The 15421-nt window shown below is 60.9% G+C and carries 12 protein-coding genes; 2 read left to right on the top strand and 10 right to left on the bottom strand.

The window, feature by feature from the left end; translation table 11 throughout:
• Positions 1-165: 165 nt before the first annotated feature.
• A complete protein-coding gene (locus ACVMDN_RS20805) occupies positions 166-1101 on the top strand; it encodes a hypothetical protein (protein WP_456814511.1) in 936 nt (311 codons plus the stop codon).
• A gap of 17 nt (positions 1102-1118) precedes the next feature.
• On the opposite strand, the gene ACVMDN_RS20800 is transcribed toward ACVMDN_RS20805, so the two are convergent.
• The 3 genes from ACVMDN_RS20800 to ACVMDN_RS20790 all read right to left on the bottom strand — a co-directional run bounded on the left by ACVMDN_RS20800 (position 1119) and on the right by ACVMDN_RS20790 (position 4619).
• The gene (locus ACVMDN_RS20800; RefSeq protein ID WP_057019604.1) at positions 1119-2501 is read right to left on the bottom strand and encodes a hypothetical protein; all 1383 of its coding nucleotides are present in this window, start codon (positions 2499-2501) and stop codon (positions 1119-1121) included.
• A gap of 27 nt (positions 2502-2528) precedes the next feature.
• Positions 2529-3650 (bottom strand): type II toxin-antitoxin system VapC family toxin, encoded by a 1122-nt coding sequence (locus ACVMDN_RS20795; RefSeq protein ID WP_229189337.1) that lies wholly within the window; start codon positions 3648-3650, stop codon positions 2529-2531.
• Between the two features lie 90 nt (positions 3651-3740).
• Positions 3741-4619: a hypothetical protein gene (locus ACVMDN_RS20790; protein WP_456814510.1), complete on the bottom strand. Its 879-nt coding sequence runs from the start codon at positions 4617-4619 to the stop codon at positions 3741-3743.
• Positions 4620-4748: 129 nt separating this feature from the next.
• On the opposite strand from ACVMDN_RS20790, the gene ACVMDN_RS20785 reads away from it, so the two are divergent.
• Positions 4749-5378: a hypothetical protein gene (locus ACVMDN_RS20785; RefSeq protein WP_141339674.1), complete on the top strand. Its 630-nt coding sequence runs from the start codon at positions 4749-4751 to the stop codon at positions 5376-5378.
• 56 nt (positions 5379-5434) lie between these two features.
• On the opposite strand, the gene ACVMDN_RS20780 is transcribed toward ACVMDN_RS20785, so the two are convergent.
• From ACVMDN_RS20780 to tssC, 7 genes are all read right to left on the bottom strand, one after another.
• Positions 5435-7021, bottom strand: a complete 1587-nt coding sequence (locus ACVMDN_RS20780) for a methyltransferase regulatory domain-containing protein (protein WP_456814509.1) — start codon at positions 7019-7021, stop codon at positions 5435-5437.
• 5 nt (positions 7022-7026) lie between these two features.
• A complete protein-coding gene (tssH, locus tag ACVMDN_RS20775; protein WP_253623751.1) occupies positions 7027-9663 on the bottom strand; it encodes a type VI secretion system ATPase TssH in 2637 nt (878 codons plus the stop codon).
• A gap of 97 nt (positions 9664-9760) precedes the next feature.
• Positions 9761-10825, bottom strand: a complete 1065-nt coding sequence (gene tssG, locus ACVMDN_RS20770; protein ID WP_456814508.1) for a type VI secretion system baseplate subunit TssG — start codon at positions 10823-10825, stop codon at positions 9761-9763.
• A complete protein-coding gene (tssF, locus tag ACVMDN_RS20765; protein ID WP_456835027.1) occupies positions 10789-12756 on the bottom strand; it encodes a type VI secretion system baseplate subunit TssF in 1968 nt (655 codons plus the stop codon). Before tssF ends, tssG begins: the two co-directional genes overlap by 37 nt.
• A 1-nt stretch (position 12757) precedes the next feature.
• On the bottom strand, positions 12758-13306 hold the full coding sequence (gene tssE, locus ACVMDN_RS20760) for a type VI secretion system baseplate subunit TssE (protein WP_028339373.1): 549 nt from the start codon (positions 13304-13306) through the stop codon (positions 12758-12760).
• Between the two features lie 68 nt (positions 13307-13374).
• Positions 13375-13860, bottom strand: coding sequence for an Hcp family type VI secretion system effector (locus ACVMDN_RS20755; RefSeq protein ID WP_016843423.1), 486 nt, complete (start codon positions 13858-13860; stop codon positions 13375-13377).
• 52 nt (positions 13861-13912) lie between these two features.
• Positions 13913-15415: a type VI secretion system contractile sheath large subunit gene (tssC, locus tag ACVMDN_RS20750; RefSeq protein ID WP_057019596.1), complete on the bottom strand. Its 1503-nt coding sequence runs from the start codon at positions 15413-15415 to the stop codon at positions 13913-13915.
• Positions 15416-15421 lie beyond the last annotated feature (6 nt).

Raw genomic sequence — 15421 nt, 5'->3', positions numbered from 1 at the left:
CGGCATTCGCCCTTGCTGCTTAACGACACCAAGCGAAATCAACTGCCTCGCAAGGCCAATTTCCGCTATCTTGCGCGCTCAACCGGACGCGATCCCGGATGGATATGCTCGGCGCGATGGACCGGGCGAGATCCCGTCCGTGGATTAGGAGGGGTGGGGGGAGCCATGCCGAGCTTCGTTCAGTTCCTGCAGAATTCGGGTGTGTACGCTGCGCAAAATTTCATGATCGTTCCTCGGGGAGGCTTCAACCTGGTCTGCCTCCGCGACAGCAAGGACGTTGGCCTGTCGTATGATCGCAATCGATTACTGGTCGAGGATGTGCGGCTCGATGACGTCGAACGTGTCGCTCAGGAATACATCAAGACCCGCTTCAGGGAGCAAAAAGGCCAGGAGCGCGACGACCAGTTGCTGCGTCTGCGTACAGCGCTGTATGCCACTGCACGGCCGGACGGCCCTGCGCGCGGCCTCAAGGTCTCGCCCAAGGATAAAGGCATTCCCGAGCTTAAAGCCGTACGCGGCAGCACAAGCATCAAGTTGGATGTCGCCATTCTGCCGCGCAAGGATTTCACGATCGCGTTCAAATTCCTCAAGTACCTCGATCAATCTGGCAATCTGATCAACGCCACGAAATGGACGCCGGACGACGTGCCCTGGTTCCTCACCAAGCTGAACTGGACGTTCGGGGCTCAGGCAAATATCTTCTTCACCCCGGCAGAGGCGACTTGGATGACGGTCCGGAAAGCCCTGGGGCCAAAAATCTCGCGGGATGTTTTCCGCAAGGAGATCGTCCCGTTCAAGGTGCGCGGCGCCGATCTCACGTGTTTTCTCGTCGGCGACTATGACGCAATGGATAACGAGGCGGCTGGAGAGTATCTGCCCGACGAGCTGGTCTTCGTGGTTGTCGATCAGGGCAATCCACCCGTGTTCGACTATGGCGAGGCGTTCATTGGCGTCATGGCGCACGAGGTCGGTCACTTCCTGCACCACAAGCGGAACATTCCCGGGAGTGGGCACCATAATCGAAGCGGCATTTTGCTTTCCAGCGGCATGGAAAGCTTGTCCCTGGACAAGCAACTCGTCACCGACCTCAACGCGTGGTGAGAGCGCTTGTTCTCCACTCACGCTTTGGCAGCAATGTACCCGTAATAATTCATAAGGAAGTCCCCAATCGAGAGAGGCTTCTGAGCGCCACCCTTGCCCGGATGCGGGATCGCGTAATCTCCTTTGCCCCATGTGAAGATCGTTGTCGTCACGTTTCCGTTCGACACTTGTATCCTGTCACGCAAGACGACCCAGTGCCGCGTCAACACCGAGCCTTCATCCGACTGGTCGTCATATTCGATCATGTTGGCGCTTATGAACAGGCATACGCGGTATCCACTGGCGAGCAGGGCGTTGGCTTCGTTGACGCTGTCGATGCCTTTGCTGAATTTCAGATTGGTCTCCTCGCGCACGTCCTGGTATCCGGCCTTGCGGAACCATTGCTCCATTTCGCTCGGCAAGGTGATCCCCGCGACGTCGCTTATTCTGCCGGTGTCGTCAAAATCGAGGAACCAATTTTCGGAGTCGCGAATGGAGGCGCAAGTCAGCCAATCGACGTGGTCCAGCGAGTAGGGCGGCGTGTAGTTTTTCACGTCCTTTCCCGGCTTGATCAGCAGGCGGCCGAGGTTCGCCTGCCCCTTCTGATACAGATCGATGGCGAACCGCGCATATTGCCCCGGCTTGTCGGATGCGTAGCTGAACATCAGCGCGGAGGGGCCGCACATGCTCGCTTGATCCTGATCTATGAGGCTCGGCTTCGCAATTCGCCTGAGAATGCCTATCCCGACGCGGTGCGGGTCGAGCTTCGGAAAGAATGTGGTCCTCGTGTTCTTGAGGAAATCGCAGACCATCTCCGCGGCGAGCTTCTTTTGATCCGAGTTGAGGTCGTACGGTCCAACCCCGAGCCACTTCTTCTTTTCGTCGCCGACGAAGAGCGTGATGAGCTTCTTCGAAGTCGGAGAAAGCGTTCTGGAGGTGTTTGCAATAGTGGTCAGGTCGTCCAGCTCGAATGCGGTGACCATGCCGTCCGTGACGGTCGCCCTGATAATGTCGACGACTTCCCCATAGTCCAGCTTGGAATCGTCGAGCAGACCCTTGCGAAGTGCGGCATCGACGGATGGCGTCGCGATCCCGTCCCATTGACCCTTGGGAGGAGGAGGCTTGGCGGCTGCCTTGGTCGCGAGATCAACGAGCCGAGTGAATGTTGGCCCACCAGGCCGGATATAGCCGTCCGGCGTGCCCGGGAAGTTCTTTTTCTGGAAATACAGGATCGAGTTGTAGAGGCTGTCGCTGGCGTGACCCGTCACGACCATTTGCGGTTTGAGCGTGGTCTCGGCTCCTCCGTCGGAAATGGCGATCTTGTTGAGCAGCGAGATGACCAGTTCCTGGTCCTGCTTCCAGTTCTGGCAGCTGCGACCCGTGGCGGCAAACCGTCCTACTTTGTCTTTCAATTGCGGCATGAGCAATCACCAGCAATATGATCGTTTTCAGTGGCGGATTGCGGGCTCAACTATCGCATTGGTGGTCGGCTGAAGCGTCCACGCTAGCTTGTCGATGAACTCGTACTCGAATAGCGCCTGCGGATCGGTTCCGAAATAATATCCATACTGATGCAGAATCTTGGAGCCCTTGGCGACCATCTCGCGCTTCCATTTCAGGTCCTTGGCAGAGCTGAACTGAAATCCAATCACCACCGCATAGTTTTCGTACGCTTCGGCCACTTGCAGAATGGTCGCGCGCGTCAGGATGCCAGCAGGGTCTTCCAGACCTTGAACTCTGAACGCGGTGATGCGGTTCATCAGATTTGATGCAACTTCCTCCTCGGACCAACCCATGACGCCCGCTGCAACGCCCTTTGCAAACCCCTCCTTGATGAACTTGACTTGAATGTTCTTGAGTGCCTCTCGGGCCGCGACCTTGTCGGCCACCATAAGGACCAGATCGGGGATCATCGCAGCGATGTTCTCGGCCTTGAAAGCCTCCTTTAAACCCGCCTTGAAGCCGGCCTTGGCCGCGCTCCAAAATCCTTCGCCAGCGACGGAGCCTGCCGGCGGCGGCGGGACCTCTGGCGGGGTCGGTGTGTTCCGCGGGACCTTCAGTCTCACCTCCGGTGCCCGGAAGTCGAGCGCTTGAACGCCTCTCCTGCGCATCGCAATGAGCGTTCCTCCGCTGTCCCTGGTCAGCAACACCGGATTCTTGATGCCGCGAGCCACTCCGCCTGCCCTGACCTGGGCAACAACATCGGAATCGAACGCGGAAAGCCCGTGATTCAAACCCTCATTGCCCCACTTCCAAACTTGCGCGCGGGGCACCTGGGTCATCATTTTGTCTTCGACGATCCGCAAGTCAGTGAGCAATTTTTCGCCGGACTGAGCACGCGCTCCCTTTAGAAATTCAAACTTGACCCGCGGTGAGATCAGAACCTCGTGACCGTCCTTGGCCAGATTGAGAATTTCATTCTCGAAGCGTCGGCTGAGCGCTTTCTCGGCGGTGCTCGCCGCAGCTCTTTGCCCGTTCTGTATGTCTATAAGAATATTGGTATCGAGCCAGACGGGGGGCTTTAAGGGCGCCATTGCAACAACACCATTGGCATAAACTGTAGGACGCATTTTGCGTCGGCGAGCCTATCCCTCAGTCGCGTCTGCTGAAGCGCCGGTTCAAGCGGCTCTGCCGCACCCTCGATCGCAGACATGCGATCGTCAGCGCGCGCCTTTCGGCTTGGAGCCAAGCAGATCATGCGTTCCACTGACGCTTAACGTTCCCGAGCACTCGAATCCTCCGAAAATGCCGCAGGAGCCGGTGACGGTGACGCGCAAGTCCTTGCGTTGATACAGGTCGACCGAAACGCCAAATCGCGAAAAATCGTTGGCGCTGTTCGGCAGGATCAGGTCGATGTGATCGATCGCCCAGCGCGGCAGGTGAGGATTGCTCTTCCAGAACAGTTCATTGACGGCGTGGTGGCCGAAATTCGGTCCGACCGTGAGGGCGCCGTCTGCGCCCTCAAACACGAAGCCGGTCTCGTCGATGTGAACATTGACCCGGTCCGGCGCTACCGCGAAATGCAGCGACGTGATGTCCTGCGGCTGCGGGTCCTTGCCGAACTGCGCGCTATAGTCGTCGCTCCATTGCCCTCGGCCGCGCCCGAGCCCGAAGCCGTGCCGGCCCGGAAGGTCTCGCGTCGAGAGCGGCCGGTCGGATAGTTTTGGGCGCCAGATCTCCCGGAATCCCTTGCCGATTGTGGCTGCCATCGACAGATCGAGGGCCCAATGCGACGGCTTCTCCGGGCTTTTGCCTTCGGCGAAGGCGTCGAATCCGTCCGACGTCTTGGCAATGCGCAGCGTCTTGATCAGGTCTTCCCAGTCCTTGGGCAGGAACGTGACGCCGTCGAGCGTGGTCGTCGCGGCCGCGACGCCATACTTCTCCAATTGGCGTCGGATATAGGCCTTCTCGTCATAGAGGCGGACATTGGGATTCGGCCCCGCGAAATATTTCGACAGATCGATCTGCGGCCGGAGCATGGTCAGCCGCGCCGCGATCTTGCGGTAAGTGTCGGTCGTGGTCGGGTCGGTGGTCGTCACGGGGCTGCCCTCCGAGTGAAAGCCAGTCCCCGATTTGTCTGATCCGGCCGGGGCCGGGTTCAACTGAACCTCCTAACCGGAAACGCCGACCACCATTCGTGGAGCAGTGTCAACAGCAAGGACGATCCGATGTCACTTCGGAGCAGGGTGCTAGACGTACTCAATGGCCCGGCGGTCGCACGCATTCGCTTCCGGTTTCCGATCCGTGGCAGCCACGTGACGATTGCACCGCAAACGTTCCATCACGTCGCTCGCGCGATCCGGTTGGGACAGGTCAGCGTCAGAGTTCCGACGGACCTCGCGGCAAATGTTGCGGCACAATATAACGACGTCGCGCGGACCCGGGCGGACGGTACGGTCGTCGCGGCGAATACGCTGGAGGTCGTGTCGGCGACGGGGCGAATGGACGAAGCCTATATCGTCCACGAGGCCTTGCATGCGGCTTACGATCTGCTGCGTACCGGCCTTGACGGCAATGCGGAGGAGGCGTCCGCCTATGTCTGTACCGCGCTCTACTGCCGCATGACGGGCCTGCCGCGACCCCGCTGGGCGAACGGCCCGATCTACGCCAATGCCGCGGAAGTCGCCCGAACGTTGCTGTCGCAATACCAGAAGGGTGATCCCGGCATTCCCTGGGTCGGCGAGCATGAATGGCAGATGCTGCGCGCCGGTGTCGGCCTTAGCGCGGTCTATGCCAGCGGACCCGGCGGCATTCTCACCGGGTGGCTGCTCGGCCAACAATACACCCACGACGGCTGATGGGACGTGGGGCGTCCGCTCCACAAAATGACGGGCCGGCTCCTTGCCGCCCGTCCTCAGGCCACCAGCAAACCCAGTTTGCCGACCGTCGCCAGCGAACGGTCAACGCTTTGTCGGGTTGACAGCAGCAACGGCTCGGCGGGCTGCCCGGCATCATCCAATTGCTTGACCTGGATGGTCGGTCCGAAGATTTCAGTCATTTCCGCTGTGATTTGCTCGATCGTCCGGGAGCCGTCGAGCAGCTGCAGGAAGTGGCGCGTCCTGTCGTCCTCCAACTGCACGGTTTGGTGAAGCAGATTGGTGACCAGCGGGCCGCTCTGCGCCTGTCTGCGGGCGAGCAGACTCGCCTGCGGACAATCCGTGACTTCTTTCACGAGAAACGGCCGTGATTTCAGAAAGGAGACCTCGCCGCTGCAGGCCAGGATATAGAGCGCTTCCGTCAATATCCGTTGATCATCGGCTGTTTGCCGGCCGTCCAGCAGCGTCCGGGCGCCATCGAGCAGTTCAGTGAACGAGAGTGCGCGCGGCCAGGCCCGGCCGAGACAAAGATGTGCGGCCTTCAGGAGCGGATTGGTCACGGTGATTCGGCTGCCGTCCCGATTTTCAAATTCCATCTCGGAATCGTCGGTCAGGCAGGCGTCGGGGCGACGCGGGCTGGTGGTGCTCAGCAGATAGAAGGCGGTGATGAAGTCGAGATCGACCTTGCGGTCAAGGGAGATGCCTTCGTGGCAGAGCAACGTACGCCGAAACCCGTTGCCGTCGATGAAGTCCTGATACTGATCGCGCGCCATGAACTCGCTTTCGGGAAAGCGCTGCAGCGTGGCGCGGACCTCTTCGGTGTAACCGGCAAGATAGCGTCGTGAGAAATCGGCGTCGCTCAGATATTGCAGCCCATGTCGGCCGGCGTCTTCGACGACTTCGTGCAGCAGGAACGCCGTCGCGCCAGAATCGAGATCGTCGTGAAAAAGCAACTCGTCCGGAGCCTTGAGCACGCGGTTGCACTGGTCGCGCATGACTGTACCGTGCACCGAGCTGGACTTCGATCCTTCGCTGAGAAATTTCACGATCGCGCGAGCTTGTCCCACTTTCTCCTTCATCCCGGTGATGCGCCGGGTGTGGTAGCGCATCATGTCGCGGACCATGTCGCGAAGATGCGAGAACGGGTGCGCGTTGTAACTGACATAGCAGAGCCCCCGTGGCGCCAAATTCCGTTTGAAGATGGACATCATCTTCTCGCGCACGACCGGTGGCACCCATGAATACACGCCATGGGCGATGATGTAGTCGAACTGTCCGAAGGCAGCGTCGACATCCATGATGTCGCAATGCAGAAGCCTGATGTTGCCCAAGCCCAACGCGGCGATGTTCCGCTGTCCGCGTTCGATCGTAACGCCGCTCAGGTCGATACCGATGAACTCGCTGTCCGGATATTGAAAAGCCATCGGCAACAGATTGCCGCCAACGCCGCAGCCGAGCTCCAGGACCCTGCAGCGCTCGACCGGAGCCGGCTGCATGCCGTAGACCGTAGCGATCGTTGCCAGATGGTTCGGGTGAGTGAGCCCGTAGACATGCCCGGGATAATACACCTCATCGTATGGTGTGGTGCCGGTGGTCGGCTGGCGGTGCTCGGTCTGGATGTTCATCGCAGTCAGTTCCACGAATATGCAAACTTGTCGTTCACGATCGAGACGCGCGTCTGCTTGACCTCCTCCTTGGCGAGAGACTTGCTGAGGAATTCACGCGACAGTTCGGGCAGCAACGTGTTGGTGATGATGTTGTCGATCATCCGCCCGCCGGAGTCCGGATCGTTGCAGCGGGATACGATGTGCTCGACGACTGCATCGTCGTAGCCGAAGACAGCCTTGTGATTATCGCGAAGGCGCTGTCCGATCCGGTCGAGCTGCAATCTGACGATGCCGGCAAGCATCTCGTCCGAAAGCGGAAAGTAGGGGATCGAGACGATGCGCCCAAGCAACGCGGCAGGGAACACCTTCAGCAATTCCGGCCGCAGCAGCCTGGCGAGTTCTTCCGGCTCGTTGCGATACTTCGGATCGCGCGCCAGGCTCATGATGAGATCGGTGCCGACGTTCGTGGTCAGAATGATCAATGTGTTCTTGAAATCGATTCGCCGACCGTTGCCGTCCTCCATGACTCCCTTGTCGAACACCTGGAAGAAGATCTCATGGACGTCGGGATGGGCCTTCTCCACCTCGTCGAGCAGGATAACGCTGTAGGGCTTGCGCCGGACCGCTTCGGTGAGCCGGCCGCCTTCACCATAGCCGACGTAACCCGGAGGTGCGCCCTTCAAGGTCGAGACCGTATGCGCCTCCTGGAACTCCGACATGTTGATCGTGATCATGTTCTGCTCGCCGCCATAAAGGGTTTCGGCAAGCGCGAGGGCGGTTTCTGTCTTGCCCACGCCGGACGGTCCGGCCAGCATGAAAACGCCAATCGGCTTGGACGGGTTGTCCAACTTGGCGCGGCTGGTCTCGATTCGTTTCGCAATCATCGTCAGCCCGTGGGACTGGCCGAGCACGCGGCGATTGAGAATTTCGGGCAGCTTCAGGACGGTCTCGATTTCGTCGCGCATCATTCTGCCGGTCGGGATACCCGTCCAGTCGGACACGACAGAGGCGACCGACTGCTGGTCGACATGGGCATAGATCATCCGCTTTTCCGGATTGATGCCTTCCAGTGTCTCGAACTTGCCGCGCAACTCGACGCGCTTCGTCGCTCGATCTTCGTCGCCGTTCTCGGAGAGGATTTCGCGAATGCTGCGGATGTCCTTGACGAGCTCCTGTTCCTTGGCCCAGTCGGCCTCCAGGCCGGACAGCTTGGCCTTCAGCGTCGCGATGTCGCCGTCGATTGTGGTGATGCGCTCGCTGTTCTCGTCCCCGAGATCGCCGTCGCTGACCAGCGCCGATCGTTCGGCCTCGCGGGCCGCGATCGCGACGCGAGCGTCCTCGATCAGGGCCGGCGTCGCGCTTTGACTGATGGCTACCCGTGCTGAAGCTGTGTCCAGCAGGCTGACCGCCTTGTCCGGCAGCTGTCGGGACGGAATGTAGCGATGCGACAGGTTGACCGCGGTCACGATCGCGGCGTCCGAGATGCGAACGCCGTGGTGCTTCTCCATCGGGCCCAGGAGACCGCGCAGCATGATGCAACAGGTCTCGACATCCGGCTCATCGACCTGGATCGGCTGAAAGCGCCGTGTGAGTGCGGGGTCCTTTTCGATGTATTGGCGATACTCTGCCCAGGTGGTGGCGGCGATGGTCCGCAGCGTGCCGCGGGCGAGGGGAGGCTTGAGGAGATTGGCCGCGTCGCCGGTGCCGGCGGCGCCACCGGCCCCGATCAGCGTGTGCGCTTCGTCGATGAACAGGATAATCGGGGTAGGCGAGTTCTGTACCTCGTCGATCACCGAGCGCAGGCGCTGCTCGAACTCGCCCTTCATCGAGGCACCGGCCTGCATCAGGCCGATATCCAGCGCGCAGAGCCTGACGTTGCGCAGCGGCGGCGGCACCTCGCCGGCGGCAATGCGCTGGGCAAATCCCTCGACCACGGCGGTCTTGCCGACGCCGGCCTCGCCGGTGAGGATCGGATTGTTTTGCCTCCGGCGCATCAGCACGTCGATCAATTGGCGGATTTCGTCGTCTCGACCGAGGATCGGGTCCATCTGGCCCGATCTGGCCTTGGCGGTCAGATCCTGGGAGAACCGGTCGAGCGGCGTCGTCCCCTTGGGATTCGCCCGGTCCGTACCGTCAGTACCGGCACCGGCCAATCCGGAGCCGTCCATCGGACGCATGGTCTCCTCCTCGGAGCCTGCCCAGATGGCGCGGTGCTCCGCAGCCAATGCGTCGACATTTATCTTGGCGAATTCCTGCGAGATGTTGTTGAGCGCACGACGGATCTCGTTCGATTTCAATCCGGCGACCAGGAGATGTCCGGTGCGGATCTGGGTCTCGCCGAAGAACAGCGTGGCGTAGTGCCAGCCACGGTCGAGAATATCGATGACCGAATTGGCGACGCCCGGCATGTCGGTTTCGTTCTTGCGGAAACCGTTGATGACGCCCGCGAGGTCCGACAGCAGCCGCGCGCGGTCGAGCTTGTAGTGATCCACCGACAGGCTGAGGTCGGTCCGCTCCTGTTGCAGGATGTGAAACAGCCAGTGCGCAAGCTCCACGTTACGGTTGCTGACGCTCTTGGCGTGGCGCAGGGCCTGTATGAAGGCATCGTAACCGGCCCGGTTCAGTTTGCCAGTCACGGCCTCAAGGCTGATATCGGTCACGATGGCGCCTCCTGCTCAATCCCCGGGCGATGCCGGGTCGTCGCGGAAATCGGCTCGAATTCCCATGATGTTAGGACAATCGGAGCGATGCTTAGGTTCAAATCGGCTGCTGATCAGTCGCAGCGTTGCGCCGGGCTCTGAGACGCTCGGCAAGGTGAAAGCGTGCATCGCGCCGATACTCCTCGGTCGAGGCCCAGTTCGGCGAAACCCAGCTGGTCCATCCAAGGCGTCCGCTCTGCCCGAGCTTCATCGGGACAACCGCTCCCGCCGGAATGGCAAGTTCCACCTCCCACTCGAGTTCGTCGCCGATGTAGAAGTAGACGGCGTCAGCCAGGGGCTCGGACAGGTTCGGCGCTTCGGTGGGCAGGAACTGCTCGTATTGAGCAAAATCCTTCACGAACACGCGAACCCTGATCTTGTCTTCGACGCTGAACACACGCGAGCCCAGGAGCGCGTCGTGACCAAGCTTGGCGTGCGTCCCGCCGAGCCGGCTGCAATGGCTTGGGTCGAATGGGAGCCACGTGCCGACGAACTCGTCGATCTCGACCCTGACATCGAACAGCCCTTGCAGCAGCCGCGCCAGTCGTGATGCGGATTTCGCTCTCGGTGAAACCAGCCCGGCGAAGCTCAGCTTCGCCATGTCAGGCACGGTATCCCGATTGGCAAAAATATCGGAGCCGAGGCCGGCGAAGGAGCCGACATAAGCGATGAAGCGGTCGTCGGATGGCCGATCATGCTGGGCGATCGGCCGTGCGTCTGCCCAGGCTCGAAAGAACAACTGCAGAAAGCGTCCGTTCAGCAGGTCGAGAAAACGGGGGAAAGCGTCGTCCCGCATCAACTGCCAGCCGACGCTCTCATCGGTGGTAGCCAGCGGCAGCGCGCCCTGCGGTCCGAGCAGGCCGAGGAATTTGACCAGAATTTTGAGCCTGCCATCACGATCGTCGACCGAGCTCAGATTGGAGGCGGGAAATTCCAGATAGGGGGTTTGACCGAGGTCGACAAACTCCTCGCGACGCGCTGCACTGTCGCCGATCCGCGGTCGATCCGGATTGCATCGCTCGAGCTGGCGGAGCGTCTGAAAGAAATCGAACCGCCAGGGCTCGGCCTTCATCTGGTCGATCAGCGTCACAGCGGCCTCCGGGTGCCCATGCGGGCTGGCCAACGCATGATCTCGCCGCGCTCCGGGGTCGAGATGACGGTCTGGGTGAAGGTGTTGAAGCCTGAATAGTCGGCGAAGAAGCGTTCCAGCACAGCTCCGAGCAGGAACACGCCGCTGCCCTCGAATGCCTTCTCGTCAAGCGTGACCGTGATCTCCAGGCCGCGCGCCGCGCCGCTGCCGGTACGCTCACGCACCCGCCGCACCACGGGCCTGCTCTCGATGCTGCGCACGCCACGAATCTTTCGTTCCGTCGCATCGTCGAACTGGTCGGCGAATAAGGACAGCATCTCCCGCAGTGCTCCGGCGTTCTTGCCGCCGCTGCGTTCCACGAGGCCGAGATAGTTCAAACTCAGCATGTTGATCAGGCGCCAGCTGACGACGCCGCTATTGGCGATTTCGCTGCGGCTGCGCAACTGCGCCACCACCGGCTCGCGTGGTCGGGTGGGGCCGGCGATGCACATCAGCTCGAGCGAGGTGTCGTCCAGCAGGCGAAAGTCGGCTCCGCCCTGGCCGACCGGCAGATGTTCCGTGAGATGCCGGTTGGAGCACAGCGCGCGGACGCTCAGCTCGGCGGCGGATCCGTCGCCGCTCGGGTCGCCGGGCTCGAGCAGCGAGAGGAACATGTCCGTCCCGGTATAGTCCGAGGCCGCGCCATAGGTCTTCTCTTCGACGGTGCGCCGCCGCGGCAGCCGACGAACCGTGTAATAAAGTCCCTCGACCGATCCGGCCGTCCTGTCGACGGCGGCGGAGTACAGCGGACGCACGCGCCGCTTGTCCTTTTCCGCCGGAAAGTGCGCGTAAACCTCCAGCACCTGGTGCGGCTCGTATTCGAGGTAGCGGCTTCGGTCGGGCACCACGTGGTATTCGTAGGTGTTCGACTTGATCGGGATGCGATCACTGGTCTTTTCGAACAGGTTGATCGCCGGGGCGGTGTAGAGACTGAACGTGTCCGCCCGGACCGAGGCGGCGAGCCGCGAGTTGTGCTCATTGAACGCGAAGACGATATCGATGGATTTGCTGCGTAACCGCGGCATCACAGCGCGAAGTTGCGTCAGATTGACGCCGAGGAACTTGCGCGGAAACACGAAATATTCCCGCAACAACTCCGACCCGCGAAAGACCCGGTTGTCGTTCGGAAACAGGGATTCGTTCTCGCTGAAGCCGACTTGCTGCACACAGTCGTTCGGAGCCCGGATGACGACCGGATCGCCGAAATCGTCGAGATAGCGAAAATAGAGCCCGACGCAGTTCGAGGTCAGTTGTTCGTAAAGTGCGATGGCGTCCGACTCGGCGCCGGTCAGATAGATGGGCAGTTCGCTGGTGCGGCAGCCGGCGAACCAGGTCTCCGGTTTGTTGCGAGTCTCGGCGTCCGCCGGCTCCTCGTCGAGCCGCGCGGCGGTACGGTGCGTCAAGGAGAGCCTGAGCCCAGCGATAACTTCTCCGCCGACTGCAATCCCGAGGGCCTGCAACGCGCCCGCGGTCGCAAAATATTCGGCGCCGGTGACGTCAAAAGGCCAAAGCACGATATCGCGGCAAAGCCGGAACCGGCAGGCGAGGCTGCGTTCCCTTTCGCGATAGTTCGCGTCGAAATAGGCGCCCCGCGCAATCTTCTTGCCGTCGCGCAACGCCGGATCGGCGTAGGTCGGCTGAATCTTGACCAGCATGGCGGACGGAGTCGGCGCGAGATAATTCGGAACCAACTGCTCAAGCAGGTTCGCGGTGAATTCCGGAAACTCGTGCTTGAGCTTGAGCTGGACACGAGCGGCGAGAAATGCAGCGCCCTCCAGTAGGCCTGAGATCATCGGATCCGAGCGGTCGCGGACCAGACCGCCGAGGCGCTCGGCGATACCAGGATATTCCTCGGCAAAACCTTCCGCGTGCTCGTACAGCAGCGACAGTTCACGATTGTAGAAGTCGAGGAATTCGCGGTTCATGCTATAATCGGTTGATCTGTATATCGCCGCTGTCGAGGTCGACGTCTGCGACGAATTCCACGGGTACGTTGAGCGGTTCGCATTTCAGGTCGGAATGCACGACGAAGCGCAGCTTGAGCTGCTCGGCGCCCACGGAGGTGTCGCGCCGCACCCGGATGGACTTGCGATCGAGTCTCGGCTCGTAGGTCGTGAGCGACATGCGCAGGGCATCGCTGAGCTCCTCGTCGGTAACTTCGTCGATCGAGCGGTTTGCGATATCGGGGAAACCATAGTTCAGGATCGAGGTGCGGACGCAACCGCGACCGGTCAGGTCAAGCGTCGATTCGAGCGCAATGGTATTGAGGAGTGTTTCGACGTCCTGCGAAACCTCGCGCCTTAGCAGCGTCTCCGAGATCGGGAAACGACCAGCGCTGCGCCGTCCCGCTATCACTCGCTCACCGAACTGATCGCGCAGTTCGAGTGGTTTGCGGGCATCGCGCGCGTCATGCGCCGCACGAAAGGCCAGCATCAATGGCGGAGAGAGCCGGTCCTTCCTTGGCGTAACGGTCATTGACGGTCCCCGTACCTCCCGCGCCGATTGCCGCTATTGGCAACCGGCGCCGGGCAGGAAGCCTGCGATCAGGCCCATTCCTTGTTGGCCGCAACGTCCCATCCGAACACCGGAGACGCGCCGGCGCCGCCTTTTTCGGTCTGGGTCTTGTAGGTCATTTTGACCTTCTGGAAGTTCAGGCTGACGTTTTCGGTGAGGCGATCCTCGCCGTGCGATCCGCCCGTCGAGACGCTGGAAACCAGAACGTGCTTCATCTCGATCTTGAGATATTCGAGCGGGTGTTCACCGGCCTTGCGTACCGTGAGGATGGCGCTGTCGATGTGCTTTCCATTGGCGCAGACCTTGAAAAGCTCGGGTGTCGCCTTGTCCACGAAGTGCGTGAAGTGGAGGTCTTGAACCGCGACCTTGCCGGCGCCGCCGCCCGACCCGCTGTGGAACGTGCCGCTTTGGCTCTCGCCGAACGACCAGCTCAAAATGTCGATTTCGTCCTTGTGTTTGTCGTCGAGCGACTCGCCCTTGATCGGATCGAGTTTCAAAAAGATGTCGACAGCCATAGCATAGCCCTTTCAAAATTCTCTGATGAGTGACGGTTGCAATAGCGCGGCGTCAGGAGCTCGGGCCTGGCAGGCGCGAAACGAGACTGAGACCGACGTCCATCGCTTCCAGTTGAAAGTGTGGACGGAGAAAGAAGCGCGCGTTGTAATATCCCGGGTTCTCCTCGTTTGCTATGACTTCAACCTTCGCAGCGGCCAGCGGCTTGCGCGCTTTCTGAGCTTCTGACGACAAGGCCGGATTGGCATCAACGTATTCGTTGATCCAGGTCTGCAGCCAGACCGTCAGCTCATCCTTTTCCTTCATGGATCCGATCTTGTCGCGAACCATGCACTTCAGATAATGCGCAAAGCGGGATACTGCGAACATGTAGGGCAGGCGTGACGACAGGTTGTCGGACGCGGTTGCATCCACGCCCTTGTCGCCGAAATACTTCTTCGGCTTATAGAGCGACTGGGCGCCGATGAAGGCGGCCTTGTCGGTGTTCTTGCGATGGATCAGCGGGATCAGTCCCGCCTTTGCAAGCTCGTGCTCGCGACGATCGCTGATGGCGATCTCGGTCGGGCATTTCAGGTCGACGCCACCGTCGTCGGTCGGGAACGTATGCGTCGGCAGGTTGATGACCTCGCCGCCGGACTGGACGCCGCGGATGCGCGTGCACCAGCCGAACTCCTTGAAGGCGCGGTTGATGTTGACCGCCATCGCATAGGCGGCGTTGATCCAGCCGTATTTGTCACCGGTGTGCCCGTCCGTCTCCTCTTCGAAGGCGAACTCTTCCACCGGCTCCGATTTGGCGCCGTAGGGGAGGCGGCCCAGTGCGCGCGGCATGCACAGACCGAGATAGCGCGAGTCGTCCTGATCGCGCAGTCCCTTCCATGCGGCGTATTCCGGCGTGTCGAACACCTTGCCGATGTCGCGAGGGTTGGACAGTTCGGTCCACGAGTCCATTCCCATCAGCGTAGGCTCGGCGCCGCTGAAGAAGGGGGCGTGCGCGGCGCCGGCGATCTTGCTGAGATCGCGGAGCAACTGCACGTCGGTGGGGAGGTGGCTGAAATAGTAGTCGCCGATCAGGCAGCCGAACGGCTCGCCGCCCAACTGGCCAAATTCGTACTCGTAGATCTGCTTGAACAGCGGGCTCTGGTCCCAGCGCGCATCGGGATAGAGCCGCAGGTTCCGATACAGCTCGTTCTTGGAGACGTTCATCACCCGGATCTTGAGGTTGGCGTCGGTCTCGGAGTTGAAGACGAGGTAGTGGAGGCCGCGCCAGGCACTTTCGATCGCCTGGAATTCGGGCGCGTGCAGGATCTCGTTCATCTGCGCGGTCAGCTTCTGATCGATCCGCGCGATCATCTCCTCGATGGTGTCGAGCACGTCCGACTTGATGACGCTCGTATCTTTCAGCGCTTCCTGAACGAGCGTGGACACCGCGTTCTCGACTTCGGTCGCCGCACGTTCGGTGCGCGGCTTGAAGCTTTGCTTCAGCAGGGCGGCGAACTCGTCAGCCTCGACGGTCCCGACCTTGGCGGTGGTCTCTTTGTGGATTGCTTCTTTTGCCATGGTCCC

This window comes from Bradyrhizobium sp. USDA 4510 (genome assembly GCF_054059095.1).
Note: the sequence above shows the minus strand (reverse complement) of the source record. Positions and strands in the feature narration are given on the sequence as shown.